At 62.5% G+C, this 25,376-nt stretch carries 26 protein-coding genes; 2 read left to right on the top strand and 24 right to left on the bottom strand.

The window, feature by feature from the left end:
- Window positions 1-17: 17 nt before the first annotated feature.
- From murC to ACVDHI_RS13065, 12 genes are all read right to left on the bottom strand, one after another.
- Entirely contained in the window at window positions 18-1,472 is a 1,455-nt protein-coding gene (murC, locus tag ACVDHI_RS13120) for a UDP-N-acetylmuramate--L-alanine ligase (protein WP_167826409.1), read from the bottom strand.
- 110 nt (window positions 1,473-1,582) lie between these two features.
- The gene (gene murG / locus ACVDHI_RS13115) at window positions 1,583-2,650 is read right to left on the bottom strand and encodes an undecaprenyldiphospho-muramoylpentapeptide beta-N-acetylglucosaminyltransferase (RefSeq protein ID WP_042880173.1); all 1,068 of its coding nucleotides are present in this window, start codon (window positions 2,648-2,650) and stop codon (window positions 1,583-1,585) included.
- Window positions 2,647-3,831 carry a cell division protein FtsW gene (gene ftsW / locus ACVDHI_RS13110; RefSeq protein ID WP_042880174.1) on the bottom strand — a complete coding sequence of 395 codons (1,185 nt, stop codon included), beginning with the start codon at window positions 3,829-3,831 and terminating at the stop codon, window positions 2,647-2,649. The genes murG and ftsW overlap by 4 nt, the downstream gene beginning before the upstream one ends.
- On the bottom strand, window positions 3,828-5,111 hold the full coding sequence (murD, locus tag ACVDHI_RS13105) for a UDP-N-acetylmuramoyl-L-alanine--D-glutamate ligase (protein WP_042015091.1): 1,284 nt from the start codon (window positions 5,109-5,111) through the stop codon (window positions 3,828-3,830). The genes ftsW and murD overlap by 4 nt, the downstream gene beginning before the upstream one ends.
- 3 nt (window positions 5,112-5,114) lie before the next feature.
- On the bottom strand, window positions 5,115-6,197 hold the full coding sequence (gene mraY, locus ACVDHI_RS13100) for a phospho-N-acetylmuramoyl-pentapeptide-transferase (protein WP_010675838.1): 1,083 nt from the start codon (window positions 6,195-6,197) through the stop codon (window positions 5,115-5,117).
- Window positions 6,191-7,546 carry a UDP-N-acetylmuramoyl-tripeptide--D-alanyl-D-alanine ligase gene (gene murF / locus ACVDHI_RS13095; protein ID WP_201969874.1) on the bottom strand — a complete coding sequence of 452 codons (1,356 nt, stop codon included), beginning with the start codon at window positions 7,544-7,546 and terminating at the stop codon, window positions 6,191-6,193. The genes mraY and murF overlap by 7 nt, the downstream gene beginning before the upstream one ends.
- Window positions 7,543-9,027 (bottom strand): UDP-N-acetylmuramoyl-L-alanyl-D-glutamate--2,6-diaminopimelate ligase, encoded by a 1,485-nt coding sequence (gene murE, locus ACVDHI_RS13090; protein ID WP_447212161.1) that lies wholly within the window; start codon window positions 9,025-9,027, stop codon window positions 7,543-7,545. The genes murF and murE overlap by 4 nt, the downstream gene beginning before the upstream one ends.
- 95 nt (window positions 9,028-9,122) lie before the next feature.
- Complete coding sequence (locus tag ACVDHI_RS13085; protein ID WP_010675841.1) at window positions 9,123-10,889, bottom strand: peptidoglycan glycosyltransferase FtsI; 1,767 nt, start codon at window positions 10,887-10,889, stop codon at window positions 9,123-9,125.
- Complete coding sequence (gene ftsL / locus ACVDHI_RS13080; protein WP_010675842.1) at window positions 10,886-11,200, bottom strand: cell division protein FtsL; 315 nt, start codon at window positions 11,198-11,200, stop codon at window positions 10,886-10,888. The genes ACVDHI_RS13085 and ftsL overlap by 4 nt, the downstream gene beginning before the upstream one ends.
- A gap of 3 nt (window positions 11,201-11,203) precedes the next feature.
- A complete protein-coding gene (gene rsmH, locus ACVDHI_RS13075; RefSeq protein ID WP_042015088.1) occupies window positions 11,204-12,142 on the bottom strand; it encodes a 16S rRNA (cytosine(1402)-N(4))-methyltransferase RsmH in 939 nt (312 codons plus the stop codon).
- Window positions 12,143-12,601 carry a division/cell wall cluster transcriptional repressor MraZ gene (mraZ, locus tag ACVDHI_RS13070; protein ID WP_223953960.1) on the bottom strand — a complete coding sequence of 153 codons (459 nt, stop codon included), beginning with the start codon at window positions 12,599-12,601 and terminating at the stop codon, window positions 12,143-12,145.
- A gap of 238 nt (window positions 12,602-12,839) precedes the next feature.
- Window positions 12,840-13,136, bottom strand: a complete 297-nt coding sequence (locus ACVDHI_RS13065) for a hypothetical protein (protein ID WP_041211797.1) — start codon at window positions 13,134-13,136, stop codon at window positions 12,840-12,842.
- A 255-nt stretch (window positions 13,137-13,391) separates the two neighbouring features.
- Here ACVDHI_RS13065 and ACVDHI_RS13060 point away from each other — a divergent pair, with 255 nt between their 5' ends.
- Complete coding sequence (locus ACVDHI_RS13060) at window positions 13,392-14,249, top strand: lytic transglycosylase domain-containing protein (protein WP_045522257.1); 858 nt, start codon at window positions 13,392-13,394, stop codon at window positions 14,247-14,249.
- Here the strand turns inward: ACVDHI_RS13060 and ACVDHI_RS13055 are convergent.
- The 11 genes from ACVDHI_RS13055 to lafA (ACVDHI_RS13005) all read right to left on the bottom strand — a co-directional run bounded on the left by ACVDHI_RS13055 (window position 14,185) and on the right by lafA (ACVDHI_RS13005) (window position 22,939).
- Window positions 14,185-14,643 (bottom strand): PilZ domain-containing protein, encoded by a 459-nt coding sequence (locus ACVDHI_RS13055; RefSeq protein ID WP_042015087.1) that lies wholly within the window; start codon window positions 14,641-14,643, stop codon window positions 14,185-14,187. The genes ACVDHI_RS13060 and ACVDHI_RS13055 overlap by 65 nt on opposite strands.
- On the bottom strand, window positions 14,630-15,577 hold the full coding sequence (gene lafU / locus ACVDHI_RS13050) for a lateral flagellar motor protein LafU (RefSeq protein WP_447212160.1): 948 nt from the start codon (window positions 15,575-15,577) through the stop codon (window positions 14,630-14,632). Before lafU ends, ACVDHI_RS13055 begins: the two co-directional genes overlap by 14 nt.
- Window positions 15,577-16,434, bottom strand: coding sequence for a lateral flagellar motor stator protein LafT (lafT, locus tag ACVDHI_RS13045; RefSeq protein WP_041211799.1), 858 nt, complete (start codon window positions 16,432-16,434; stop codon window positions 15,577-15,579). Before lafT ends, lafU begins: the two co-directional genes overlap by 1 nt.
- A gap of 50 nt (window positions 16,435-16,484) precedes the next feature.
- On the bottom strand, window positions 16,485-17,195 hold the full coding sequence (lafS, locus tag ACVDHI_RS13040; RefSeq protein WP_045522170.1) for a lateral flagellar system RNA polymerase sigma factor LafS: 711 nt from the start codon (window positions 17,193-17,195) through the stop codon (window positions 16,485-16,487).
- A 5-nt stretch (window positions 17,196-17,200) separates the two neighbouring features.
- Window positions 17,201-17,659 carry a lateral flagellar basal body-associated protein LafF gene (gene lafF / locus ACVDHI_RS13035; protein ID WP_041211801.1) on the bottom strand — a complete coding sequence of 153 codons (459 nt, stop codon included), beginning with the start codon at window positions 17,657-17,659 and terminating at the stop codon, window positions 17,201-17,203.
- Window positions 17,660-17,698: 39 nt separating this feature from the next.
- The gene (locus ACVDHI_RS13030) at window positions 17,699-18,727 is read right to left on the bottom strand and encodes a flagellar hook-length control protein FliK (protein ID WP_447212159.1); all 1,029 of its coding nucleotides are present in this window, start codon (window positions 18,725-18,727) and stop codon (window positions 17,699-17,701) included.
- Between the two features lie 11 nt (window positions 18,728-18,738).
- Window positions 18,739-19,077, bottom strand: coding sequence for a LafX (locus ACVDHI_RS13025; RefSeq protein WP_447212158.1), 339 nt, complete (start codon window positions 19,075-19,077; stop codon window positions 18,739-18,741).
- Window positions 19,078-19,197: 120 nt separating this feature from the next.
- Window positions 19,198-19,590 carry a lateral flagellar export chaperone LafC gene (gene lafC / locus ACVDHI_RS13020; RefSeq protein WP_041211804.1) on the bottom strand — a complete coding sequence of 131 codons (393 nt, stop codon included), beginning with the start codon at window positions 19,588-19,590 and terminating at the stop codon, window positions 19,198-19,200.
- 39 nt (window positions 19,591-19,629) lie between these two features.
- Window positions 19,630-20,913, bottom strand: coding sequence for a lateral flagellar capping protein LafB (lafB, locus tag ACVDHI_RS13015; protein WP_447212157.1), 1,284 nt, complete (start codon window positions 20,911-20,913; stop codon window positions 19,630-19,632).
- 113 nt (window positions 20,914-21,026) lie between these two features.
- Window positions 21,027-21,893 carry a lateral flagellin LafA gene (gene lafA, locus ACVDHI_RS13010; RefSeq protein WP_447212156.1) on the bottom strand — a complete coding sequence of 289 codons (867 nt, stop codon included), beginning with the start codon at window positions 21,891-21,893 and terminating at the stop codon, window positions 21,027-21,029.
- Between the two features lie 179 nt (window positions 21,894-22,072).
- Window positions 22,073-22,939, bottom strand: coding sequence for a lateral flagellin LafA (gene lafA / locus ACVDHI_RS13005; RefSeq protein ID WP_045522180.1), 867 nt, complete (start codon window positions 22,937-22,939; stop codon window positions 22,073-22,075).
- 210 nt (window positions 22,940-23,149) lie between these two features.
- Between lafA (ACVDHI_RS13005) and fliB the strand changes: the two genes are divergently transcribed.
- On the top strand, window positions 23,150-24,313 hold the full coding sequence (gene fliB / locus ACVDHI_RS13000; protein ID WP_447212155.1) for a flagellin lysine-N-methylase: 1,164 nt from the start codon (window positions 23,150-23,152) through the stop codon (window positions 24,311-24,313).
- 60 nt (window positions 24,314-24,373) lie between these two features.
- Here fliB and ACVDHI_RS12995 read toward each other — a convergent pair whose 3' ends face one another.
- A complete protein-coding gene (locus tag ACVDHI_RS12995) occupies window positions 24,374-25,375 on the bottom strand; it encodes a hypothetical protein (RefSeq protein ID WP_042015081.1) in 1,002 nt (333 codons plus the stop codon).
- Window position 25,376: the final 1 nt, after the last annotated feature.

Below are 25,376 nucleotides of genomic sequence, written 5' to 3'. Positions count from 1 at the left end.
AAATACTCATTGGGCCCTCAGGCACCGGATTTCATGCTATCCACGCTCAATTTCATCTCGCCGAGACGACGGGCCAGCGCACCGACGTTACCCGCCCCCTGGGTCAATACCAGATCCCCCTCGCCAATCAGGTCGGCCAGCACCGCGGGCACATCGTCCGGCGTTGCGACAAAGATGGGCTCCAGGGTGCCGCGGGAGCGGATGGAACGGCACAGGGCACGACCATCGGCACCGGGGATGGGCTCCTCACCGGCGGCATAGACCTCCAGCATCACCAGCACGTCCACCTTGGAGAGCACGTCTGCGAAATCTTCGTAGAGATCCCGGGTCCGGCTGTAGCGGTGGGGCTGGAACACCATCACCAGCCGCTTCTCGGGCCAGCCGGCACGAGCGGCGTTGATGGTTACCTTGACCTCGCTCGGGTGGTGACCGTAGTCGTCCACCAGCATGGCCTTGCCGCGACCCGTCTCGAACTCGCCATATTGCTGGAAGCGGCGACCCACCCCTTCGAACTTGGCGAGCGCCTGGATGATGGCCTCGTCGCCGATGCCGTCTTCGGTGGCCACCGCGATGGCAGCGGCGGCGTTGAGGGCGTTGTGGATGCCCGGCAGATTCAGGGTCACCTCCAGCTCACCCGCCCCTGCCCGGCGCACCCGGAAGCGGCTGCGATTGCTGGTCTGCACGAAGTCCAGCACCTGCACATCGGCATCATCGCTCAGACCGTAGGTGAGGGTAGGACGGGCGATCTCCGGCAGCATGCCGCGGATCACGGGGTCATCCACGCACACCACGGCCAGGCCGTAGAACGGCAGGTTGTGCAGGAAATCGATGAAGGTGGCCTTCAACCTGGAGAAATCGCCACCATAGGTGTCCATGTGATCCGCTTCGATATTGGTCACGATGGAGACCATGGGTTGCAGATGCAGGAAGGAGGCGTCGCTCTCGTCCGCCTCGGCAATCAGATAACGGCTGCTGCCCAGGCGGGCATTGGTGCCGGCGCTGTTGAGCAGACCGCCGATGACGAAGGTGGGGTCGCGATCCGCCTCGGCATAGATGCTCGCCACCAGACTGGTGGTGGTGGTCTTGCCGTGGGTCCCGGCGATGGCGATGCCGTGACGGAAGCGCATCAGCTCAGCCAGCATTTCGGCGCGGCGCACCACGGGAATACGCAGCTCGCGGGCAGCCAGCAGCTCGGGGTTGTCCTGCTTGATGGCGGTGGAAACCACCACCACGCTGGCACCGTCCACATGCTCGGCACTGTGACCGACAAAAATGTGTGCGCCCAAAGAGGCCAAGCGTTCGGTCACCCCGTTGCGGGCCAGATCCGAGCCGGTCACCTGATACCCTTCATTGGCAAGCACTTCCGCAATACCGCCCATACCGGCGCCACCGATGCCGATGAAGTGGATGCGACGCACGCGGCGCATTTCGGGGATAACGGTACGCAGTTTTGCCAGTTCAACCTTGGTCATAGTTCTTTCTCAATTCGCGGCCACAGGCCATTTTCATTCGGCGACATTCATCAGTTCGAAGACAGAAGCGGGGCCTTGGCGGCACATCTTGGCCTTCCATCTCGTTTGGCTCAGCCGGTGGCGAGCCGTTTGCACTCATCGGCAACCCGTTCGGCGGCATCGATGATGGCGACCCGGCGCGCGGCCTGGGCCATGTTCAACAGGGTTTCCCTGCGCCCGGCGAGCCAGGATAGGCGCGACGCCAGAGCCGCCGGCGTCAGCTCGGACTGGGGCAGGAACTCGGCCGCACCGCCGTCGACCAGGGTCAGGGCGTTGCGTGTCTGGTGATCGTCCACCGCATGAGGCAGGGGCACGAAGATCGCGGCCACACCGGCGGCGGCCACTTCGGAGACGGTCAATGCGCCGGCGCGGCACACCACCAGGTCCGCCCAGGCATAGGCATCCGCCATGTCCTTGATAAATTCACTCACCTCGGCCTCGACCCCCAGCCCGGCATAGGAAGCAGCCACGGCCTCCCCGTTGCCCTTGCCGCATTGGTGACGCACCTCGATGGGCACACCGGCAGCTGCAACCGCAGGAGGCACCTGCTCGTTGAGGACCCGGGCCCCCAGGCTGCCACCAACCACAAGCAGGCGCAGAGGATTACTGCTGCTACGCAGTTGGGGATCCGGCAGCGCCACCACCTCGGGGCGCACCGGGTTGCCCACCACGGCGGTGCGGGCATTGGGGGCGAAGGCACCCGGGAAGGCCATCAGTACCCGCCTGGCGATACGGGCCAGCAGCTTGTTGGTCAGGCCGGCGGCGGCATTCTGCTCGTGAAGCAGTAGCGGAATGCCGGACAGCCAGGCGGCCACGCCACCCGGGCCGGAGGCAAAGCCCCCCATGCCCAGCACCACATCGGGCTGGATGGTCTTGAGCACCTGGCGGGCCTGCAGCACGGATTTGATGACACGGTAGGGCGCCGCGAGCAGACGCTTGATGCCGTTGCCACGCACCCCCTGGATGTCGATGAAGGAGATGGGATAACCATGGGCAGGCACCAGCTCCGCCTCCATCCGGTCGGCAGTGCCGAGCCAGTGGATGGTCCAGCCCTGGGCCTTGAGGCGATCGGCGACGGCCAGGCCGGGGAACACATGGCCCCCGGTACCACCCGCCATCACCAGTAACGTCTTGCTCACGCAACCTCCCGCACGCGCGCCTGGGCACTCGCCTGGCGCAACTCGAAATCGATACGAATCAACATGCTCACCGCCACCATCATGATGATGAGACTGGAGCCGCCATAACTGACCAGCGGCAGGGTCAGCCCCTTGGTAGGCATCATGCCGCTGGCGGCACCGACGTTGACGAAAGTCTGGAAGCTGAACCAGATGCCGATGCCGATGGCCAGATAACCTTCATAGAGCCGCTCGGCCACCAGCGCCTGGTGACCCAGCTTGAGCGCCTTCACCGCCAGCGCAAAAATCAGGAAGAGTGCGCCAAGCACCCCCACGTAGCCCAGCTCTTCGCCCAGAATGGCGAACACGAAGTCGGTGTGGGCCTCCGGCAGGTACTCCATCTTCTGGATGGAGTTGCCGAGCCCCTCGCCAAACCAGCTCCCCCGACCAAAGGCCATCAGGGACTGGGTCAGCTGATAGCCGCTGCCAAAGGGATCGGCCCAAGGGTCGAGGAAAGAGGTCACCCGCCGCATCCGGTAGGGCTCCGCGATGATCAGGGTCACCACGGCGCTCACCCCCACCAGGATGAGACCGATGAACTGCACCAGCCGGGCACCGGCCAGGAACAGCATCCCGAGGGAGGTGACGAACATCACCACCACTGACCCGAGATCCGGCTGGGCCAGCAGCAGGATGGCCACCACGAACAGCACCGCCATGGGTTTCATGAAACCGATGAAGCGTTCGCGCACCTCGCTCTGGCGGCGCACCAGATAGCCCGCCAGATAGACGAACAGCGCCAGCTTGCCGAACTCGGCCGGCTGCAAGTTGAAGGGGCCAAGCGGCAGCCAGCGTACCGAACCGTTGACGCTGCGCCCCACCAGCAACACCATCACCAGCAGCACGATGGCCAGCAACAACATGGGGCCGTTGTACTGCTGCCAGCGTGCCATGGGTACCTGCAACACGAACCAGGAGATACCCAGCGCCATCACCAGGAACATGCCGTGGCGCTTCACGAACATGAAGGGATCGTTGTTGATGGCGATCCCCTCAGGGATGGAAGCGGACGCCACTATCACCAGCCCGACGCCCATCAGGGCGAGGGCCAGCACCACCAGTTGCCGATCGTAGAGACCGGCGGGGCGCGCCGGTAGCAACCAGCGCTGCAAGAATCCCGCAACCACGCGCAGGGCGTTCATAAGCCCATCACCAGTTCGGTGAAGCGATCGCCGCGCGCTTCGAAGGATTTGAACTGATCCAGGCTCGCGCAGGCCGGGGCCAGCAGCACCCAGTCTCCGGGCCTGGCGTCGGCCGCCGCCTTGGCGACAGCAGCGTCAAGATCGGCAACCCGCTCGGTCTGTTCGCCCAGGGCCAGCAGCACCTCGGCATCCTGGCCAAAGCAGTACATGTGATCGATCTGGCTGCCGAGCAGGGCCTGCACCGGGCCGAAGTCCTGGCCCTTGCCCTGGCCACCGGCCAGCAGCAGCAGGCGGCCCTTGACCGCTTCACGCACCCCGGCCACGGCGGCCAGGGTCGCCCCCACGTTGGTGGCCTTGGAGTCGTTGATCCAGCGCACCCCATTTACCTCCCGCACGAAGCGGGCACGGTGAGGCAGGCCTTCAAAGCGGCGCAGCACGGCAAGTTGTGCCTCGCGGGGAATACCCACCGCATCGCACAGGGCCATGGCCGCCAGGGCATTGGCCTGGTTGTGGGCACCCACTATCTTCATCTCGTCCACCGCCAGGAGCGGCTCACCGTGCAAAGTCAGCCAGTGACGGCCCTCCAGCTCGCAGCGACCGTAGCCGTTGCAGTCGAGGCCGAAACTCTGCCACACCTGACCCACATCGGGCAGGGTCTGGGGATCGTCGCGATTGATCAGGATGTGCTGGGAGTGCTGATGGATCTCCATCTTGGCGGCGCGGTAATCCGCCATGCCGGCATAGCGATCCATATGATCTTCACTGAGGTTCAAGACCACGGAGGCGGCGGCCCGCAGGCTGTAGGTGGTCTCGAGCTGGAAGCTGGAGAGTTCCAGCACGCAGAGATCCATGGGCTGCTTGAGGAGCGACAGCGCCGGGGTGCCGATATTGCCCCCCACACCGACCTTGAGTCCCGCCTCGGCGATCATCTCACCCACTAGCGTGGTGACCGTGCTCTTGCCGTTGGAGCCGGTGATGGCGATGACGGGCGTCTGGGTTTCACGCACGAACAGTTCGATGTCACCGACGATGCGCACTCCGAACTCGGCGGCGGCCTTCAACTCCGGAGTCGCCAGAGCGATGCCCGGGCTCGCCACTATCATGTGCGCCTGCTTGAGCCGCTCAGCGTCCAGCCCGTGGATGAGCTCCACCTCGGGGGGAAGCTCGTCCTTGCCCGGCGGATTGGCACGGGTGTCCATCACCAGCGGCGTGACGCCGCGGTCGAGGAAGTAATCGACGCAGGAGAGTCCGGTTTTGCCCAGTCCGATGATGATGACCATGGCTTACCTCACCTTCAGGGTGGCGAGGCCAAGCAGCACCAGCATGAGGGTGATGATCCAGAAGCGCACGATGACGCGCGGCTCCGGCCAGCCCTTCTTCTCATAGTGGTGATGGATGGGGGCCATGCGGAAGATCCGCACGCCGCGCAGTTTGTAGGATCCGACCTGCAGGATCACCGAGACGGTCTCCATCACGAAGACGCCCCCCATGATCACCAGCAGGAACTCCTGGCGCACCAGCACCGCGATGGTACCGAGCGCGCCGCCCAGGGCCAGGGAACCGACGTCCCCCATGAAGACCTGGGCCGGGTAGGTGTTGAACCAGAGGAAACCCAGACCCGCGCCCACAATAGCGGTACAGACGATCACCAGCTCGGAGGTGTAGGGCACGTAGGGAATGTGCAGGTAGTTCGCGAAGTTGACGTTGCCGGTCGCCCAGGCGATCAGGGCGAAGCCTCCCGCCACCATCACGGTCGGCATGATGGCCAAACCATCCAGGCCATCGGTCAGGTTGACCGCGTTGGAAGTACCGACGATGACGAAGTAGGTCAGCAGGATGAACATCAGGCCGAGCTGGGGCATCACATCCTTGAGGAAGGGGACCACCAGCTGGGTCTGACCATCGTGGGTGGCCGTGGCGTAGAGGAAGACTGCCACACCCAGCGCGACCGCGGACTGCCAGAAGTACTTCCAGCGGGCGATGAGGCCGTCGGTGTTCTTGCGCACCACCTTGAGATAGTCATCGGCAAAACCGATGGCGCCATAGGCCCCCAGCACGAACAGCACCAGCCAGACATAGGGGTTGTCGAGGCGGCACCAGAGCAGCACAGAAGTGAAAATGGCTGCAATGATCATCAGGCCGCCCATGGTCGGGGTGCCCTTCTTGCTGAGATGGGATTCGGGACCGTCGTTGCGGATCACCTGGCCGAACTTCATGATCTGCAGGCGACGGATGAGGCGCGGCCCCATCCAGAGCGCCACCACCAGACCGGTGATGATCGACAGGATGGCGCGAAACGTCAGGTAGGAGAAGACGTTGAAGAAGGTGAAGTGCGGGGTGAGCAGTTCCGCCAGCCAGACTAGCATGTGGCTGACTCCTGATGGCCCTTGACCATCTCGACGATATCTTCCATGCGGGAGCCACGGGCGCCCTTGACCAGAATCGAAATTTCCTGATGTGTCTTTATCATTTGCGCAAGCACTTCAAACAACGACGCCTTGTTATCGAAATGTCGGCCAGCCGCGGCATCTGCGGTGTGGCGACTCTGTTCCCCTACGGTCAGCACGGCATCGAGGCCCTGCTCACGGGCGTGGTGTCCGACCCGGGCATGCTGCGCGGCGGACTCCTCACCCAACTCTTTCATGTCACCGAATACCAGCACCTTGTAGCCGTTCATGGCGGTCAGGGCATCGATACCCGCCAGCACGGACTCCACGCTGGCGTTGTAGGTGTCATCCACCAGGGTGAGGCCACCCCAGCGTTGCACGCAGAAACGGCCCTTGACCGGCGCCATCTGCTCCAGCCCCGCCTTGACGGACGCAAGCGATGCGCCCAGGGCCAGGGTCCCGGCGGCAGCAGCCAGGGCGTTGGCCACGTTGTGGCGGCCCGGAATGGCCAGGGTCAGGTTCACCTCTCCCTGGGGCGTCACCATCACGAACCCGGCACAACCCTGCTCGTTGAGCACGATGTCGCGGGCGTGGAACGGCTGACGCTGATCCTCGAGGGAGAAGGCGCACTGGATGCCCTTTTCACGCCACTTCGGCCAGAACTCGTTGTCGGCATTGACGATGGCGGTGCCGCCCTCGCCTAACCCTTCGAAGATTTCGCTCTTGGCATGGAACACCCCTTCCAGGGAGCCAAAGCCTTCCAGGTGCGCGGCAGCGACGTTGTTGATGATGGCGGCGTCGGGTCTGGCGAGCGACGTGGTCCAGGCGATCTCGCCCGGGTGGTTGGCTCCCAGCTCCATCACCGCGAACTGGTGTTGCGGCTCGAGGCGCAGCAGGGTCAGCGGCACCCCCACCTCGTTGTTGAAGTTGCCGGCGGTGGCCAGCACCTCCCCTTCACAACGCAGGATGGCCGTCGCCATCTCCTTCACTGTGGTTTTGCCACAGCTGCCGGTGATGGCGAGCACTTTCGGATTGATGCGCTCGCGCACCAGCCTGCCCAGACGCCCAAGCGCCTTGAGGGTGTCGCCCACCACCAGTTGTGGAATGGCCAGCGGCAATTCGCGCTCCACCAGCAGGGCACTGGCGCCGGCGGCAACCGCCTGGTCGCAGAAATCGTGGGCGTCGAAACGCTCGCCGCGCAGGGCAACGAACAGCGCCCCCGCGCCCAGGGTACGGGTGTCGGTGCTGACCGCCGTGATCTCATGGTCGCCCCCGATCAGACGGGCATCGAGCACCTGCGCCAGGTCGGCAAGCCTGAGGGTCATCATTTGAATGACTCCATTAATGTGTGCAAGGCGGCTGCGACGGTTTCCCGATCGCTGTAGTGCCGCTTGTCGGTTCCAATGATCTGATAATCCTCGTGGCCTTTGCCGGCCACCAGGATGATGTCCTCTTTGCTCGCTTGGCTCAGTGCCAACTGGATTGCCTTGGTCCTGTCGTGCTCAATCTGCACGGCGCCGGGATCGCGAAGACCCGCCACCATGTCGGCCATGATCCGGGCCGGCTCCTCGGTACGGGGATTGTCGTCGGTCAGGATCACGCAGTCCGCATGCAGCTCCGCCATGGCAGCCATCATGGGACGCTTGCCGCGATCCCTGTCGCCGCCGCATCCCACCAGGCACCAGAGCCGGCCGCGACAGTGCACCCGCAGGGCCTGCAATGCCTTCTCCAGCGCATCCGGGGTGTGGGCGTAATCGACCACGGCGAGCGGCGCATCGCCACCGCCGAAGCACTCCATGCGACCGGTCACCGGTTGCAGTCTGGGGGCCGTCGCCAGCAGGTCATCGAAGTCGTAGCCGAGCACCAGCATGGCGCCCATGGCGCCCAGCACGTTGCTGACGTTGAAGCGGCCGAGCAAGGGGGCGGATAATACACCATTCCCCCAGCTGGAGTTAATGCGCGTATCAAAACCTTGTTGGTGGAAATGGGGATCCTGCGCCGTCAGTTGTCGTCCGGCATGGTTTTCAATCGGACCATGAACCCCGAAGGCCACCGCACCGGGATAGGTCGCCAACCATTGCCGTCCCAGATGGTCATCGGCGTTGATGACGGCGCAAGGCTCATCCACCAGCTTCAGCAGCTCCTCCTTGGCGGCGGCATAGGCCTCCATGGTGCCGTGATAGTCCAGATGATCCCGGCTCAGGTTGGTGAAGACTGCCGCGGCAAACGGCAGGGCCGCCACGCGATGCTGCACCAGACCGTGGCTGGAGACCTCCATCGCCACCAGATCGGCCCCCTGCTGCTGCAAGGCGGCCAGATTGGCCTGCACCTGGACCGCGCTGCCCGTGGTGTTCTCTGCTTCGATGAGCTCGCCAAACAGACCGTTGCCTATGGTGCCCATGACCCCGGCCTTGCCCCCCAGCAGGGTGCGCCAGTTGGCCACCAGCAGGGCCGTGGTGCTCTTGCCGTTGGTGCCCGTGATGCCCACCAGTTGCAACTTTTGCGCAGGGTGACCGTAGAAATGGCCGGCCAGCTCGGAGAGACGAGCGGGAAGATCCCTCATGCCGATGCAGGGGATCTGGGTCGCCGGAGGGACGAATTCTCCGTCCTCCTCAAACAGCACGGCGGTCGCTCCCTGAGCCACCGCCTGTTCGATGAAGCGCCTGCCATCCACCTGATGGCCACGAATCGCCACGAAGAGCGAGCCGGGACCGACCCGCCGGCTGTCGAGCTGGAGATCGGTGAGGGAAAGCGCCGGTGCATCGATGCCGAAGCGGCTCATCAGTTGATCAAGTGTGCGGGGCGGCATGGGAAGCCTCCGAAAATGCGGGAATGCGGGCGCTCGTACACGCCATGGAAAACGCCCCGACAGCAGCGGGGCCGATGGAAAAAGCCGGATGCCCGTCAAGTACGCGGTGCGCCATTGTTGGCCTCCGTGCGGGCAAGCTTGGCGGGTACCTCGGGCGGGATCGCATCGGGACGGATGTTGAAGAGCTGCAACACGCCTCCCATGGCCTCCGCAAAGGGCGGGGTCGCCACAGCACCGCCGTAGTAGGCATCCCCCTTGGGCTCGTTGATCACCACCACCATGACGAAACGGGGATTGCTGGCTGGCGCGAAACCGGCAAACCAGGCCATGTAGTCCTTGCCATAGCCCCCAGCCACGGCCACCTTGGCGGTACCACTCTTGCCACCGACCCGATAACCGGGGATCTGGGCCTTGGGAATGGCATTGCTGACCACGTACTCCAGCGCCTGCAACATGGCAGCGGCGTTGTTGTGATCGATGACCTGCTCACCCTTGGGCGGCTTGGTCACCTTGATGATGGAGAGCGGTACCCGCTTGCCCTTGTTGGCCAAGGTGGCGTAGGCGGAGGCCAGCTGCAGCGGGGTCACTCGCAGACCATAACCGAACGACAGGGTGGCTCGCTCAATGTCGGACCAGCGGCGACGCTGGGGCAGCATGCCGCTGCTCTCCCCCATCAGGCCGCTGCCGGTGTCCATGCCGAAGCCCACCATGCTCAGGGTGTTGATCATCTCCTGGGCCGGCATCCGCAGCGCGATGCGCGACATGCCGATGTTGGAGGAGTAGCGCAGGATGTCGTACAGGTTGGTCGCCTTGTGGATACTCACGTCACGGATCTGCTTGGCCCCGATGAAGAGGGGACCGCCCGGGATGAAGTCCTTCCAGCTGGTGACACCGGCTTGCAAGGCACTAAGCAAAATCAATGGCTTGACCGTGGAACCCGGCTCATAGGTATCGGTCACCACCCGGTTTCGCACCCGGAAACTCTGGTACTGGCCGCGGTTGTTCGGGTTGTAGGAGGGGGTGTTGACCATGGCGAGCACCTCGCCGGTCTTCACATCCAGCATCACCATGGAGCCGGAGGTCGCCTTGTTCTCGTCGGTGGCCCGTTTGAGGGCGCGATAGGCCAGCGCCTGCACCCGCTGATCGATGCTCAGTTGCAGATCGTTGGCGTGTTTGCCCTCTTTCACCAGGCCCAGGCGCTCGATGACGCGGCCCTGCCTGTCCTTGCGCACCCTCATCTCGCCAGGGGTCGCGGTCAGCCACTCGTTGTAGCTGCGCTCAATCCCCTCGATGCCGCTGCCATCGATGTTGGTCACCCCCACCAAGTGGGAGCTTATCTCGCCGGTCGGGTAGAAACGGCGCGCCTCGGGGCGCAGATAGATGCCCCCCAGCTTCAATCCCTTGATGTACTCGGCCACCGCAGGCGTCACCTGACGCTGCAGATAGACAAAGCGCTTGCTCGGGTTGGCGATGCGATGCTTGAGGGTGTTGATGTCGAGCTTGAGCACGGCGGAGAGTGCCAGCCAGGCACGCTCGTTGTGGATGGCACCGGACTCATGCACCGTCTTAGGATCGGCCCAGACCGCTTCGACCGGCACGGATACCGCAAGCTGTTCGCCATTGCGGTCCGTGATCATGCCGCGCACCGCCTGGGTGGAGGTGGTGCGCAGGGAGCGCATGTCCCCCTCCTGGCGCAGTCTGTCCGGATCGATCACCTGGATCCAGGCCAGCCGCAGGATCAGCCCCGCAAACGCGATGCCGATGAAGAAAACCAGGGTACGAAAGCGCCACGGGTAGAGTGAGGGTGCTTTCGCCTTGGCTTTGTCCTTTGCCGGAGCCTTGGTGGCGGCCTTGCGTGTCATGGTTGTGTAATTACCTTTTCAGTGGTCACCAGGGGACGAGCCATCTGCAACTTGTCCATGGCCAGACTCGCCACCCGGGAGTGCTCAGCCAGTGTGCCCTGTTCCAGCAAGAGGTGGCGCCACTCGATGTTGAGCCTGTCCTCCTCCGCCATCAGATCGTTCTGCTTGGCCGTCAGACCCCGGGTCATGTTGGTCACCAGGATCACCGCAAAGGCGGTGACCAGCACGGCGACGGTCAACAGGACCTGCAACTTGTGGCGCCAGAGATCCGCAACGATCTCCCTGGCGAGGTGAACACGCACATCGCTCATCGCTTACTCCGCAAGACGCTCTGCGACCCGCAGCACCGAGCTGCGGGACCGGGTGTTTTCATTGACCTCGTGGTCGGAAGGCTTGAGCGCCTTGCCGATCGACTTCAGCTTGCGACCACCGGCAAGCTGGGCTTCGGTCAGGGGGATCCCGTGGGGTACTTCCGGACCTTTCTCATGCTTGCGAATAAAATGTTTCACCAGCCGATCTTCCAGAGAGTGGAAGCTGATGACGGAGAGACGACCGTGAGGAGCCAGCACGTCCAGCGCGCCGTTGAGGGCGGTTTCGATCTCGTCCAGCTCGCTGTTGATATAGATGCGGATGGCCTGGAAGCTGCGGGTCGCCGCGTGCTTTCCCTTCTCCTTACTCGGGTTGACCCGGGCAATCATCTCCGCCAGCTGGCGGGTGCGCACATAGGGCTCGGTCACCCGATCGTGCACGATGGCGCGAGCAATCTTCTTGGCGAAGCGCTCCTCACCGAAGGTTTTCAGCACCCAGGCGATGTCGTCCACATCGGCACGGGCCAGCCACTCGGCGGCACTCTGACCGGAGGTGGGATCCATCCTCATGTCGAGCGGGCCGTCCTTCATGAAGCTGAAGCCACGCTCGGCATCGTCAAGCTGGGGGGAGGAGACACCGAGATCCAGCAGGAAACCATCGACCTTGCCCAGCAGGCCGCGTTCGGTCAGATAGCGGGTGATGCCGGAGAAGGGACCGTGCACGATCTCGAAACGGGGATCCTGGATCTTGGCCGCCTCGGCAATGGCCTGGGGATCCCGGTCGATGGCGATCAGACGGCCGTTCGGGCCCAGATGCTGGAGAATGAGACGAGAGTGACCACCCCGGCCAAAGGTACCGTCGACGTAGATACCGTCCGGCTTGATGGCCAGCCCTTCGACGGCTTCGTGCAACAGCACTGTGATGTGTTCAGCGGCTTGGGTCATTTATAAAGAAAAATCCTGTAGTCGTGGTGAACTTGCCCAGTCGTCCTCGGGCAGGCCCAGGATGTCGTCGTTGATCTGTTGTTGCCAGCGGGCTTCATCCCACAGCTCGAATTTGTTGAGCTGGCCCACCAGCATGATCTTCTTGTCCAGCCCGGCATGGCTGCGCAGCGGCTGGCTGAGCAGCAGACGGCCATTGCCATCCAGTTCGCATTCGGCCGCGTGGCCGAGCAGCAGACGCTGCAGGCGGCGTTCCGCCGGGTTGGTGCTGGAAAGGGTCTTCAGCTTGCGCTCCACCTCTTCCCATTCATTCAGGGGATAAAGCAGCAGACAGGGATGGGCGATGTCGATGGTGCAGACCAGCTGGCCGTCGCATTCGTCGCGCAGCCAATCACGAAATTTGGTCGGAATCGCCAACCGCCCCTTGCTGTCCAGGCTGATGGCGTGAGCGCCACGCAACAAATTGCAGTCCCCGAAGGTGAGTTATGGGGGCTAGATGCCCAATAAAACCACTTTGATCCACTTTTCTCCACCATGAAGTTTAAGGACGAGCAGGGGGCTTTTCAAGCAAGGATCTCGGGCATGGGGAACATATTGACGCAGCGTGATGGGACTACCGATTAAATGAATTGATTTTCCACAAGTTATTCATGGGGGAATTAAATCATCCCGGCGAAGTGCGCCTCGTAATTAATCGATTTCACGGGGAAATGATGAAACGGAACAGCACGACGGCGCACAGGATAATGCTGACGCCCACCACGGGATAGATGATATAGCCATCCCCCACCCGACGGGCTCGCAGCACCACCAGCTGGCAGAGCAGCAGGTTATAGACGATGAGAAGAAAAGTCAGCAGTAGATTGGCGCCCAATGTCAGCTCGTCGGCATACATGATATAGAGCCACATCAAACCAAAATTAACGAGGATCAGATAAAGCAGAAATTTCTGAATCGCCCTGCCCGCCTTTGGGGTCTTTTTTACTCGTGTTATCATGCTTATCACGTCCTGGATACCACATGAACAGTCGACAGATATTGTCAAAAACTGTTGAGATACATCGTGTTTTTATCATTTTCCCGCCAGGCTCTGTCCGCTGTTGCCAAAATATCCCTGCGCCTTCTCCCCGGGCTCTCGCTACTGAGCAGTGCCGTTTGTTACTCCTATGATCATTATCACTGGCAGGCGGGTTTTCCTACCCCCGTTGTCGGCCCGGGTGCCGAACTGGTCAACGAGCAGACCCGCTTTCTGCTGCGCCAGCGCAGCCACCTGCAGACGAGGCTCGCCGAGTCCCAGCCCATGATCCGCTGGGTCACGGAGCAGGTTCAGACGCGAAAACTCCCGCCCATGCTGGCACTGCTGCCCCTGATCGAGAGCAGCTACCGGCTTGACGTGATCTCCTCGGCGGGCGCCGCCGGGCCCTGGCAGTTGATGCCGGATACCGCAGCCCGCTTCTCCGTCCCCATGACGAACGGCTTCGATGGCCGCTATTCCCTGCCATTGGCGACGGAGGCGGCGCTCTCCTACCTCGGGTGGCTGCATCAATTCTTCGGGCAGGACTGGTTGCTGGCACTGGCGGCCTACAACGCGGGAGAGGGAAGAGTACTGAAGGCGGTGCTCAACGGCGGGACACGCAATGTGTGGGAGTTGCAGTTGCCTACCGAAACGCGCCTCTATGTGGCGCGCTTCCTCGCGCTCTCCCAATTGCTGGACAGAGCGGCGCAGCACGGGTTTGTCCTGCCGCCCTGGCAGGCGGGAGAAAATATCCGGGTATGGCGGCAGCCGGGGGGCTGCTCATTGCTGGAGTGGGCCATGGAACGGGGGGTTGCCATGAACGAGGCAAGCCGGTGGAATCCCGCCTGGCGATTGCCCGATCCCCGGGAGGTGAGTGACTGCCCCATCGTTTATGGCGGAGGCAAGGCCCCTCCTGCACCGCGCCATCAAGAGACACGCCCGCAGCTGGTGCGGGCCGTGTCCCTGGAAAGCCTGCACGATCCCCTGCTGTTGCTGCCTGCACGGGGACTGGACATGGGGCGGGGAGGCCTCACTCTTGAGCGGTTGCCGGATCCACTGGGATTGGAGCAGGCTCGCCCTCTGCTGGCGCCATGAAACAGTGGCGCCAGTGGCTCAGAACAGGCGCGAGATCCACCGAGTCAGGATCGACCCATCGCGCGCCGTAGAAGCTGAGGTACTGGCCTATGGCCCTGCGATGGGTGATATGACAGGCCAGCACGATCCGCGGTGACAACGACAGGCTGACGTTATCGGGCAAGGTAAAACGGGCGGGGGCGAGGAAACCGACCCCACCCGGTCCGATATCCTTGATGACCGCCCGTCCGATGCGCTTGTCGAACAGCAGGCCAGAGACCATGAGCCGGGCCGCGATGCCGCAACTCTGGGATTCCAGGGGCGTGGTCCCGTCATGAAGATACCAGCGCGGCAGTTTGCGCCTGGGATCCTTGAACGGTGTCACGGGGGGGAGATCGGCGTCAGGGGTTTCCATGGGCAACGGCGTCCTTGGCTGTCCGGGTGGCGGCTTGGGTTTGGGCACTGAACAGCAGCTCCAGGCTCTTTTCCGCCTGGGTCGTCATCACCAGCAGCTCGATGCGGCGGTTCTCGCTGCCTTTGGGATCGGCGGTGTTGTCCAGCATGGTATCCGACATGGCGACCACCTGACCCACCCGCTCGGGAGGCATGCCGCCAGCAAGCAGGACACGCCTCGCCATCATGGCGCGATCGGAGGAGAGCTCCCAGTTGCTGTAGTTGTCACCGGCAAAGGGGGTGCTGTCGGTGTGGCCCGAGATCATGACCCGGTTCTCCACTCGCTGGAAGACAGGGGCCAGAGCCATCAGCAGGTGACGGAAATAGGGGCTGATGCGGGCGCTGCCACGGCTGTACATCTCGCGCTCGTCATCGTCGCGGATCAGGATCCGCAGACCCTGGGGCACCAGTTGCAGCTCCAGGTTGTTTCTGGCCTGCATCTGATCCGCCATGGACCCGATGAAACCGGCCAACTGCGCCATCTGCTTTTCTCCCTCAATCTTGCCCGCCAGCAGGCTCTCATAGCCTCCCTTGGCACCATCGGTAAAGATGCTGCGATCCCGCTCCATGTGTCTGGGCATGCGCTGCCCCTCCTCCACGAACTGGGGACTCAACTCCTCCAGTACCGAGGGGTTGCCGCCAAGATCCACCGGATAGGGGCTGTTGCTGATGTCGAACGGGTTTGCCTCGCTGTCCATGATGCTGTAGTCGCGCAGACGGCTGGCCACCACATCCCGCTCCTCCTGGCTGGAGACGGCCAGGATCCAGAGCACCATGAAGAAGGCCATCATGGCCAGGGTGAAGTCGGCGAAGGCCACCTTCCATGCACCGCCCCCCTTGGGAGCGCTGCTGCGCCGCTGCTGGCGCTTGATGACGATCTGCTCGTGGTTGCGCATCACATGGCCCTGTTGGTCACCCAGTCTTCCAGTTCGAGGAAGCTGGGTTTCACGTCAGGTTCCAGCATCTTGCGGCCGGAATCGACGGAGAGCAGCGGCGTCTTGCCCCGCAGCTGAGCGATCAGGATCGACTTGATGCACATCAGCATGCCGATACGGCGCTTGACCATCTCTTCCATGGCATTGCTGATGGGCTCCAGCAGGCAATAACAGAGGAAGATGCCGATGAAGGTGCCCACCAGGGCGGCCGCCACATGCACCCCTATGTTGCTGAGGGGGCCGTCGAGTTGCTGCATGGTGATGATGATCCCCATCACCGCCGCCAGGATCCCGAAGCCGGGGCAGGCCTCCCCTGTCTTGTGCAGCGCATGGGCGGGCTTGAGCATGTCCTCCTCGATGGCCATGATCTCCTGCTCCAGTATGGTGTCGAGCTCATGGGGCGTGATCTTGCCCATGCCCAGCAGACGCAGGTTGTCGATGATGAAGCCCAGCAGTTGCGGATCTTCCGATACCTGGGGATACATGAGGAAGACGGAGCTCTGCTGCGGATTCTCCACGTGCTCGTCCAGCGCCTTCATCCCCTTGTTGCGGGTCTCTTCCAGCAGTTGGTGCATCAGGGTCAGCAGTTCGCGATAGATCTCCTTCTCGTCCTTGTTGGACTTGAAGCAAAGCTTCATCTGGCGCCACATTTCATGCATCACCTCCTTGGAATTGCCAAGGAACATGGAGCCGACCGCCGCCCCTATGATGATGATGAGTTCGGCAGGCTGCCACAGGGCGATGGGGCGCCCCCCGGCCATCATGAAGCCGCCGATCACACATACGAAAATGACACCAAGACCAATCTGTTTTTGCATGGATGCTCCCGCAGAAATCAACAAGACTCCCCCCGCGGGGAGAGGCATAACTATATGGAGTCGACCAATCGCTGCTTGAGCTGAAGGACGCACTGCTTGTGGAGCTGGCACACCCGCGACTCGGTCAACCCGAGCACCAGTGCAATCTCCTTCATGTTCAATTCCTGCTGGTAATAGAGGGAAAGCAGCAGCTGTTCACGCTTGTCCAGGGTGCCGAGCACCTTGCCCAAGGTCATGGCCAGATCCTGATCGTCAGACTCGGATGCGGGCGCCCTGCCCCCGTTCTCCAGCCACTCCTCCAGACTCTGCAACGCCTCGGCCTGGCTCGCATAGGCGAGCTGGCGCACCTCCTCGACGGTGCAGGAAAGCGCCTGTGCCAGCTCCTGCTCGGTCGGGTTGCGCCCCAGACGATTGAACAGCTCCCGCTGTACCTGGTTGTGACCGTGCACCTGCTGGCGCAGCTGACGGGGGCGCCAGTCGAGGCGCCGCAGCTCATCCAGCATGGCTCCCCGTACCCGCTTGAAGGCATAGCTCTCGAACTGGGCATCCGGTTCACCCCCATAGCGACGCCAGGCTTCCAGCAGCCCCATCATGCCGACCTGCTCCATGTCCTCCTGATCGAAGCTGGCGCTCACCTGACTGCGCAGGTGAGTGGCTGCCCGCTTCACCAGAGGCAGATAACGGCTCAGGATCACCTGCTCACCGGTGCGGGGAGCGGAGGCGGTCAGTTCGCAGGGAGTATCCCAACCAGCGTCCATCATGTTCGCTACTGCACCAGGACCTTGGTGACCAGCACTTCATCCAGATAGGGCTTGTAGCCATACCCCTCCAGGGTTCCCACCAGTTTGCCGAGCAGAGAGGTCTGAAGGGCCGAGATGTTCTGCAGCTCCTGCTTCACCGCTTCATGGGAGCGATGGCTGAAATATTGCACCATGGCATTGCGGATCAGGGGGGTCAGCTCGTTGAGCGTCTCCAGTTGCTGGGGATTGTGGGTGACCAGCGCCAGCTCAAGCACCAGATAGTGGGGCTCTCTGTCCCCCTCCAGGCTGATGACGAAACGCTCCATCGGTTTGAACAGCGGCGTCTTGCTCAGCTCGGGCTTGGCCTCTGCCAGACCCAGCCAGACGGCAACCGTATCCCGCTTGAGATAGGCGCCATAGGCCAGCGCCGCCAGCAGGCACAGCGCCATCATTATCACCATCAACCACTTCATGACACGCCGCATAATTTGAAATCACTCTCGCTATTGCCAGATCTTGAAATGTCACACCAGGGTGTTGAGCCAATCCTGGCCAGCACTACCCGATGCGTCCTGTTCTTCCTGCCACTGTCGTCGACCTGCCAGGATCTTTTCCTGCTGCCAGCGATCCCCCCGCTCCTGCTCTCCCCCCTGGCCCACGTTCACCTCGACGCCACCGGCATGATGGGGAGCCAAACTCATGCGAAGCCGCTCCATCGACTGGATCAGGGCTTCACGCACCGCCGGGTTGGTCACGTTGAGCTGCACGTTGAGCCGATCCCCTTCCATCCTCACGGTCAGTTCGAGGCGACCCAGCTCGGGGGGATCGAGGCGGATATGGGCCTGCTTGATGCTATGGTTCACCTGCAGCTCGACCCTGTCTTTAAGCACATCGACCAGCTGCTGGCCCCACTGGGCCTCGCTTGCGGCAAGACGCGCCGGTGCCCACTGGTATTCCGCAGGCCTGGCGGCAGAGAGCGCGGGCGACAACCCCGCCATTGCCTTGAATTCGGTGACGCTGACCTCCCGCTCCGGGGCGGGCTCCCCGGGAAGAGGCACCACCACTGCCGCACTCCGGGTCGCAGGCTGCTCGCCCTGGGTGGTTGGCTGGAGCATTCGCATGGCCAGCTCCCCGGTGGGTTGAGGGAGGCTCTCCTTGCCAACGGAAACCGGCGGCACCGGCATCCGCTCCCCTTCCATTCGCTCGAACCCGCTGAGGGCGCGCAGCACAGGCGAGGAGGCGGGTTGCACCTCCCCGACGGGGGCAAGGCCGGCACTCGATGACAAACGGGCAGGAGGAAGGCGTCCCTCCTCCTGTCGGACAAAAGGTGGTGGCATCTGGTTGAAGGCGGCGAGTTGCTCGGCGACATCCGCAGCCACTTCGACGCTCTCCTCCTGCTCCGTCTCGTCGACGGGGGCGGAAGGGGCGGTGGACGGAGGAAGCATCGCCTCCTGCGGAAGATCCATAGGCTGGTACTCTTCCCCCTGCCCGTCAGGCTGGCGGGAGAGGCGGGTAAAACCACCGGATGGGGAAGTGGGCAGTGTCTCTGCCACGGGGAGAGGGATCATGCCCATGTTTGCGCCTCGTCGTAGGCCTGCAATCCTTCCCGCTTGCGGGAGAGGCTGTCCCACTCCTGCTTGCGCAGCGCCGTTTCCTGCTCACAGAGCGCGAAGGCTTCCCGATGCCAGTGACGCACCTGATCCCGGGCCGGCATCAGGGATTGCCACAATGCAGGCTGGCTGTTCAGATGCGCCACCAGCTGGGCCAAACGATGATCCGCCAGCCGCACCGCATCCCACTGTCCGGCGCGGGCCTGCTGCAAGATAAGACGCCCGAGCCCCAGAAGCTGGCGCTGACGTGTCTCGCGTTCCGCACCGGGGGGCACGGCTCCTGTCATGGACATGATGATGGCCTCAAAATAGGACGACCTTGCGGGCAAGCAAGGAGCAGGCCAAATATATAAACATTATATTTCAATACGTTAATTCCGACCTTTGCCCCATGAGGAAGGTGGATTTCCGCATCAACGGGGATGGCGGGCCATCGCTTCCCAACCCTCTTTCAGCTCCAGCAGGATGCGACGCACCTCTGCAAAGCCCGCGACATCGTTGGCCACACTGATCTCGAACAGCCGCTGGCCGCAGTAGTCGTAGAGACGGTGCAGGTTGCTGGCCAGCTCCCCGCCCTTGTCCATGTCGAGGGCACTGTCGAGCCCTCCCAGGATCTGCAGACACTTGTTGATGGACTGCCCCTTGCGCTCGTACTGCCTGGCCAGAATGTGGCCCTCGGCCCTGGCTATTTCGTCGAGCAGGCCATCCATCAACATCAGCACCAGCTGGTGCGGATCGGCGCTCGCTGCCTTGGCCTGGGTGGCGGCGAACTGGTAGGCGTCATAGCCTTCTTGGGGTTCAAACATGAAAAACTCGCTTATTCAAAGTGTTACGGGCTAGCCGTCTCACAAGCCGCCCATGGTCTGCAACATCTGGTTCATGGTGGTGAACTGATTGAGGTAGCGCTTATACGCGGAATCCATGCGCCGATCCAGCGCCTCCATCCGCTCGTTCACCCGCTTCTCGTTCGCTTCAAGACCTGTCTTGCGTCCCTTGAGTGCTCCGTCCCGCTTGGTATAGGGGTCCAGGACATTGCTCATCCGCTTGAGCAGACCGTCGTCGCCCATGAGTGCCTTGCCGAGCAGCTCGGGATCCTTCTCCAGCGCCTTGTTGAAGTCGGTCTCGTTGAAGGAGAGCTTGCCCGCCTTGTCGGTCTTGATCCCCAGGCTCCCCAGGGTCAGATCATCGGGCAGCTCCCGCACGCTGCGGGCAATCACGCTCTTGAGGCTGCGAACACCGCTGTCGGAGGAGAGGGCTCCCGGTGCCTTGGGATCGCTGGAGGTCATCTTGGCCAGCTCGTCCACCAGCTCGTTGTAACTGTCGACAAACTTCTTGAGGGAGCCGGTAACCGCCTCCTTGTCCTGATCCACCGTGACCAGCAGCGGAGCGTCATCCGCCTTTTGCGCCTTGGTCAGCTGGAACGTCAGGCCATCCACCACGTTCTCTATCTTGTTGCTGGCAGAGGTGATGGTGAGAGGGTTGTCCCCCCCTATGCGCAGCTTGGCGTCCTGCGCCTGGGTGATGTCCGTCTTGCCGGCCATCGCCACCCCGATGGCATTGGCGCCATCCCCGCTGTACCCCAGGGTGATGGCGTTCTCCACGCCGCTCTCCTTGCTGGTCAGTACCATGCTGACCTTGCCGTCGGTACGTACCAGGGTCGCCTTCACCCCCGGGTTGTCCTTGGCATTGTTGATCTGGGAGACCAGATCCTTGACGGTGGCGCCAGCCGGGAGAGAGGTCAGGTCGATGTCCAGGGTCTTGCCCTTGACGGTCAGGGAGAAGACACCGTCTGCCGGCAGCGGTGCCGTGTCACTGTCAAGCTGCAAGCCGACCTGATGGGACTGGGCAAGCTGCTCCACGAAGAAGCTGTACTGACCCGAGCTGGCCTTGCCATTGCTCGTCACCGTCATGAGCCCTTCCTGGGACAGGGTGGCCTTCTGAGCCTGCAGGCTGCTCGCCTTGTTCAGATCCTTGAGCAGGGTCTGGAAACTCGACAGCTTGGTGGTGAGGCTGCTGATGGCGCTCTGCTGCGCCTTGACGCTGTCCAGCTGCTTCTTCAGCAGCTTGTCCATGTTCTGGCGCTCGACGGCCACCAGTTGCATCGCCGTGCTAGCCGGATCTATTTGCATCTTTATCCCCTTATTCGGTGGCATGCCTGTTGGAAAAGACCGGCTCGGCCCTTTCCAACCGGCAAGCGGTTGTCAAACAAGAGCCGCCCCTCTCGGGGCGGCCCGGCAAACCATCAACGCAGCAGGGAAGTCACCATGCCGGTCATCTGGTTGGAGTTGGACAGCACGGACATGCCAGCCTGCATCAGCATCTGGTTCTTGGTCATGTTGGTGCTCTCCTGGGCGAAGTCGGCATCCATGATGCGGCCGTTCGCCATGTCGGTGTTCTCTTTCATGTTGGAGAGGTTGTTGACGGTGTGCTCCAGACGGTTGATGTTGGCACCGAACTGGGAACGGGCGGTACCGATGGCATCCAGGGCATCTTCCATCTTGGTGATCTGCGCATTGAAGTCAGTAGAGGCCAGGGCGGAGGCCGCCACATCGGCCGTGGCCAAGTCGGAGGTCGCCGTGGTGATAGCGGTGTTGACGGCCTTGACGTTGGTGTCGGCCTTGACGTCCAGCTTCTCGGCGGCAGTACCACCGATCTGGAAAGTCACAGTACCGGCTTCGAACTTGCCACCAGCGCCGATCAGAGCCTCACCACCGAAACGGGTGTTATCGCTGATGTTCTTCAGCTCGGCAGACAGCTCCTTCATTTCGGTGCCCATGGCCAGACGGTCTTCCGCGCTCGCGGTGCCGTTGGCGCCCTGGGTGGCCAGGTCTTTCATGCGCTGAACGATGTTGGTCATCTCGTCCATGGCACCTTCGGCGGTCTGCATCATGGAGACGGCGTCCTGGGCGTTGCGCATGCCGACCTTCTGGCCGTTGGACTGGGCTTGCAGACGGGTGGCCATCTGCAGACCGGCGGCGTCATCGGCGGCGGAGTTGATGCGAAGACCGGTACCCAGGCGCTGCATGGCGGTGCCCAGCATCTTGTTGGTGTTGTTCAGCTGGTTCTGAGTGGTCAGAGAAGCGAAGTTGGTATGAATGGACAAACCCATGATCTATTCCTCGAAGAAGGCTGCTACCGCAGCGGATAACCGTACGAAGGAGAGAAGCGACAGGTGCGAGGCAAGACTTGAGCTGCGGGTGAAAAATATGATGAAAAAAGAGGGCGCAGGAGGAGCTGGGAGGGGAAACGGGAAAAAGGCACCCACCAGGGGGATGGGTGCCACCAACATCAACGCAGCAGGGAAGTCACCATGCCGGTCATCTGGTTGGAGTTGGACAGCACGGACATGCCAGCCTGCATCAGCATCTGGTTCTTGGTCATGTTGGTGCTCTCCTGAGCGAAGTCGGCATCCATGATGCGACCGTTCGCCATGTCGGTGTTCTCTTTCATGTTGGAGAGGTTGTTGACGGTGTGCTCCAGACGGTTGATGTTGGCACCGAAGGAGGAACGGGCGCTGCCGATGTCTTTCAGGAAGGTTTCCATCTCGGTGATAGCGGCATTGGCTTTGGTCTGATCACCGATACCGCCACCCTTGACTGCGGTACCATCCAGGCCGGAGCCAGCGGTGGAACCGGTCACTTTCTTCAGGTCGGTGGAGATGTCCACGCTCAGGGTCTCGGCGGCGGAGCCACCGATCTGGAACTTGACCGCACCCTTCTCGAAGTTGCCAGCGGCTTTCTTCAGCAGGGACTGGCCACCGAAGGTGGTGTTGTCGGTGATGTTGGCCAGCTCTTTCGACAGCTCGCCGAACTCGGCGTTCAGGGCGGTGTAGTCTTCGGTGCTGGTAGTGCCGTTGGCACCCTGGGTAGCCAGATCCTTCATGCGCTGAACGATGTTGGTCATCTCGTCCAGGGCGCCTTCAGCGGTCTGCATCATGGAGATGGCATCCTGGGCGTTGCGCATGCCGACCTTCTGGCCGTTGGACTGGGCTTGCAGGCGGGTAGCCATCTGCAGACCGGCCGCGTCGTCGGCGGCGGAGTTGATGCGAAGACCGGTGCCCAGGCGCTGCATGGCGGTGCCCAGCATCTTGTTGGTGTTGTTCAGCTGGTTCTGGGTGGTCAGGGAGGCGAAGTTGGTATGGATGGACAAGCCCATGATGTATTCCTCGAGTTAAACGCTGCACAGCAGCCCGTTAGGTTGACATCAGATAGAGACGACCCCTTTCGCGCAGAAATGTAATCTTCCCTCCGCATATTTTTCTTCTGGCCCCCTCCCGGGCATTCCGGTATCCCGGGTGCTCGCCGCCTCCCCCATCCGGCATGCTTATTGCTTTTAAAACGTCCTCTCTCACTACCGGATGGCGACATGGCTGCTTCGCTCTACACACCGCATTTCGTTCAACATTTCCAGTGCATCGGCGATCGCTGCGAGGACAACTGCTGCCACAGCTGGACCATCAGCATCGACAAGCAGACCTTCCGCAGCTATGAACGCCACCCCGACCCCACGGTCAAGTCCCTGAGCAAGCTGCACATCATCAAGGTGAAGCAGAGCAACGAGCGCTGGGGGGAGATAAAGCTCGACGAACAGGGCGCCTGCCCCTTCCTCGATGAAAACCGCCTGTGCCAGATCCACAGCAAGGCGGGTCCGGATGCCCTGAGTCACACCTGCAAGACCTACCCCAGAGCCCAGACCCGCATCGGCAACCAGCTCAAGAGGTCCCTGATGCTCTCCTGCCCCCAGGTGTGCCGCCAGTTGTTGCTTGACCCCCTGGCGATGCAGACCGAGGTCACCGAGCTCACCCAGCCCCTGCCCTTCGCTCCGCCCCCCTCCAACGCCATGGCGACGTTGCACAGCCTGAGCATTCACGTGCTGGCCGCCACGGATATCCCCGTGGCGATTCGGCTATGGCTGGTCGGCATGCTGATCCATCGGGATCCTGCACAACTCTCCCACGAGGCCTTCCTCGATCAGGTGGCGGTACTGGCCGAACGCGGGGAGCTCAACACCATGTTCGAGCAGTTGCCCGTCCTGCCCAGACTGCAGTGGTGGGGCCTCAGAACCATGACCCACCAGTTGCTGGCCTACTCCCAGGGGAGACGGGGGCGGCAGACCATGCAGGTCTGCCTCGACAAGATCAACGGGGTACTGGAGGGAACCTACGACGAGGACAAGCTTGCACGCCTGCAGCAAGTCTGGCACGACAGGGTCGCCCCCTTCCTGGCCAGCCATCCCCAGATCCTGGACAACTACCTGCTCTACTACGTCTATCACCACAACTTCCCGCTGCAGCAGGGCGACAAGTGCCAGGCATATCAACTGCTGGTGGTCGACTACTTTCTGCTGCGCAACTACCTCTGCCTGCTGGCCATGGACAAGGAGCTGGACGAGCAGGACGTGGTCAACCTCTTCTACAGCTACCACACCATACGCCAGCACAATGCGAGTTTTATCAAGACCATAGAACAGGGGCTCAATGACTCCGGCTTCGCGTCGGACATCTCCCTGTACGCCCTGCTCAAGCCCTGAAAACAGAAAACCGCCAGCGAGCTGCATGGCGGTTTTCTGTCGTGAACGGGACCTGGCACCCTAGGTGAGCAGCGCCACCACATTCTGGCGCGAGACGTTGGCCTGGGCAAGCAGACCGGACATGGTCCCCATGAAGCCCCCTTCCTTGAGCTGGAGGCTGAGCTTGCCCTGCAACTGGACCAGCTCCTCCTGCTGCAGGTTCTGGCTGCGTGACTTCACCCGATCGAGCTGCTTCACCATCCGCTGGCGAAACTGCTTGAGCTCGCGCACCGACTGCTCTATCTCCCCGAGCAGTCGCTTCAACCGTTGCTGCTCCTGTTTGATCTCCCCCTTGTCGAGCCCCTCGCCGAGCTGGGTCAACTGCCCCGCCTTTGGCTTGAACTGCACGGGTACCGGGTTGCCGGCGGGAATGCGGATGCCCTCACCGCTCAGCAGCACGGGTTCATCCAGCTTGCGCCTGTGCTGATCCGGCACGCTCAGCTCCAGCTTGCCCAGCTCGTTCAGGCGCGCCTGGATATGCTCCTTGCGCAGCGCGCGATCCAGACGGGCGGCCGCCTCCGCTTCACTGGCATCGGCGGGCAGCAGCACCTCGACGGCGCTGCTGGTCTGAGGGAAGGAGAAGACAAGACGCTCGGCACTCGCCCTTGGGCTCAGCAGATCGAGCCGCTCCGCGCTGTAGTGCACCCTGCTGTCCGTGGCCGACGCCAGCAAGCGTGGCCTGAGCTCGCTCGTCAGTGGCGCCTGCGGCTGGGTCAGCTTCTCTTCCAGTACCTTGAGGCGGGAGACCAGATCCCCGCTCGCCGCCTTCTGCTGGCCGAGCTGCTGCTCCAGGCGCTTCAGCTCGCCCCATACCTGGCTCAGGGCCTGTTCGCCCCCCTGGGCATGGGCGATGCGCTGCTGCGCCGTGCCGATCAGGGCCCAGCGATCGAGCCGGATGACATTGGGCTGGCGTTCATTGCGAGGAGTCTGGGGAGAAGTAGCCTGGGCAGTCGAACGACCTTGCAACCTGGGTTGGGCCGGCGTTTCGGCCACGCTCCCCGGACGGGTTTGTTGAATCTGCATC

The sequence above is a fragment of the Aeromonas sp. 25-248 genome, assembly GCF_053005425.1.
The sequence above is the reverse complement of the archived record's forward strand: the minus strand, read 5'-3'. Positions and strand labels throughout refer to the sequence as shown.

Bases quoted from the DNA above. Each gene is read 5' to 3' on its own strand.
- lafU (WP_447212160.1), bottom strand. From the start codon at position 15,577: ATGCGCAACCACGAGCAGATCGTCATCAAGCGCCAGCAGCGGCGCAGC.
- murF (WP_201969874.1), bottom strand. From the start codon at position 7,546: ATGATGACCCTCAGGCTTGCCGACCTGGCGCAGGTGCTCGATGCCCGT.
- mraY (WP_010675838.1), bottom strand. From the start codon at position 6,197: ATGCTAGTCTGGCTGGCGGAACTGCTCACCCCGCACTTCACCTTCTTC.
- lafC (WP_041211804.1), bottom strand. From the start codon at position 19,590: ATGTTTGAACCCCAAGAAGGCTATGACGCCTACCAGTTCGCCGCCACC.
- murE (WP_447212161.1), bottom strand. From the start codon at position 9,027: ATGCCGCCCCGCACACTTGATCAACTGATGAGCCGCTTCGGCATCGAT.
- ACVDHI_RS13055 (WP_042015087.1), bottom strand. From the start codon at position 14,643: ATGGAAACCCCTGACGCCGATCTCCCCCCCGTGACACCGTTCAAGGAT.
- ftsL (WP_010675842.1), bottom strand. From the start codon at position 11,200: ATGAGCGATGTGCGTGTTCACCTCGCCAGGGAGATCGTTGCGGATCTC.
- ACVDHI_RS13065 (WP_041211797.1), bottom strand. From the start codon at position 13,136: ATGATAACACGAGTAAAAAAGACCCCAAAGGCGGGCAGGGCGATTCAG.
- ACVDHI_RS12995 (WP_042015081.1), bottom strand. From the start codon at position 25,375: ATGCAGATTCAACAAACCCGTCCGGGGAGCGTGGCCGAAACGCCGGCC.
- lafB (WP_447212157.1), bottom strand. From the start codon at position 20,913: ATGCAAATAGATCCGGCTAGCACGGCGATGCAACTGGTGGCCGTCGAG.
- rsmH (WP_042015088.1), bottom strand. From the start codon at position 12,142: ATGACCCAAGCCGCTGAACACATCACAGTGCTGTTGCACGAAGCCGTC.
- lafS (WP_045522170.1), bottom strand. From the start codon at position 17,195: ATGATGGACGCTGGTTGGGATACTCCCTGCGAACTGACCGCCTCCGCT.
- ftsW (WP_042880174.1), bottom strand. From the start codon at position 3,831: ATGAACGCCCTGCGCGTGGTTGCGGGATTCTTGCAGCGCTGGTTGCTA.
- lafA (WP_447212156.1), bottom strand. From the start codon at position 21,893: ATGGGTTTGTCCATTCATACCAACTTCGCTTCTCTGACCACTCAGAAC.
- murC (WP_167826409.1), bottom strand. From the start codon at position 1,472: ATGACCAAGGTTGAACTGGCAAAACTGCGTACCGTTATCCCCGAAATG.
- murD (WP_042015091.1), bottom strand. From the start codon at position 5,111: ATGGTCATCATCATCGGACTGGGCAAAACCGGACTCTCCTGCGTCGAT.
- ACVDHI_RS13025 (WP_447212158.1), bottom strand. From the start codon at position 19,077: ATGTCCATGACAGGAGCCGTGCCCCCCGGTGCGGAACGCGAGACACGT.
- ACVDHI_RS13085 (WP_010675841.1), bottom strand. From the start codon at position 10,889: ATGACACGCAAGGCCGCCACCAAGGCTCCGGCAAAGGACAAAGCCAAG.
- lafF (WP_041211801.1), bottom strand. From the start codon at position 17,659: ATGCGGCGTGTCATGAAGTGGTTGATGGTGATAATGATGGCGCTGTGC.
- lafT (WP_041211799.1), bottom strand. From the start codon at position 16,434: ATGCAAAAACAGATTGGTCTTGGTGTCATTTTCGTATGTGTGATCGGC.
- lafA (WP_045522180.1), bottom strand. From the start codon at position 22,939: ATGGGCTTGTCCATCCATACCAACTTCGCCTCCCTGACCACCCAGAAC.
- fliB (WP_447212155.1), top strand. From the start codon at position 23,150: ATGGCTGCTTCGCTCTACACACCGCATTTCGTTCAACATTTCCAGTGC.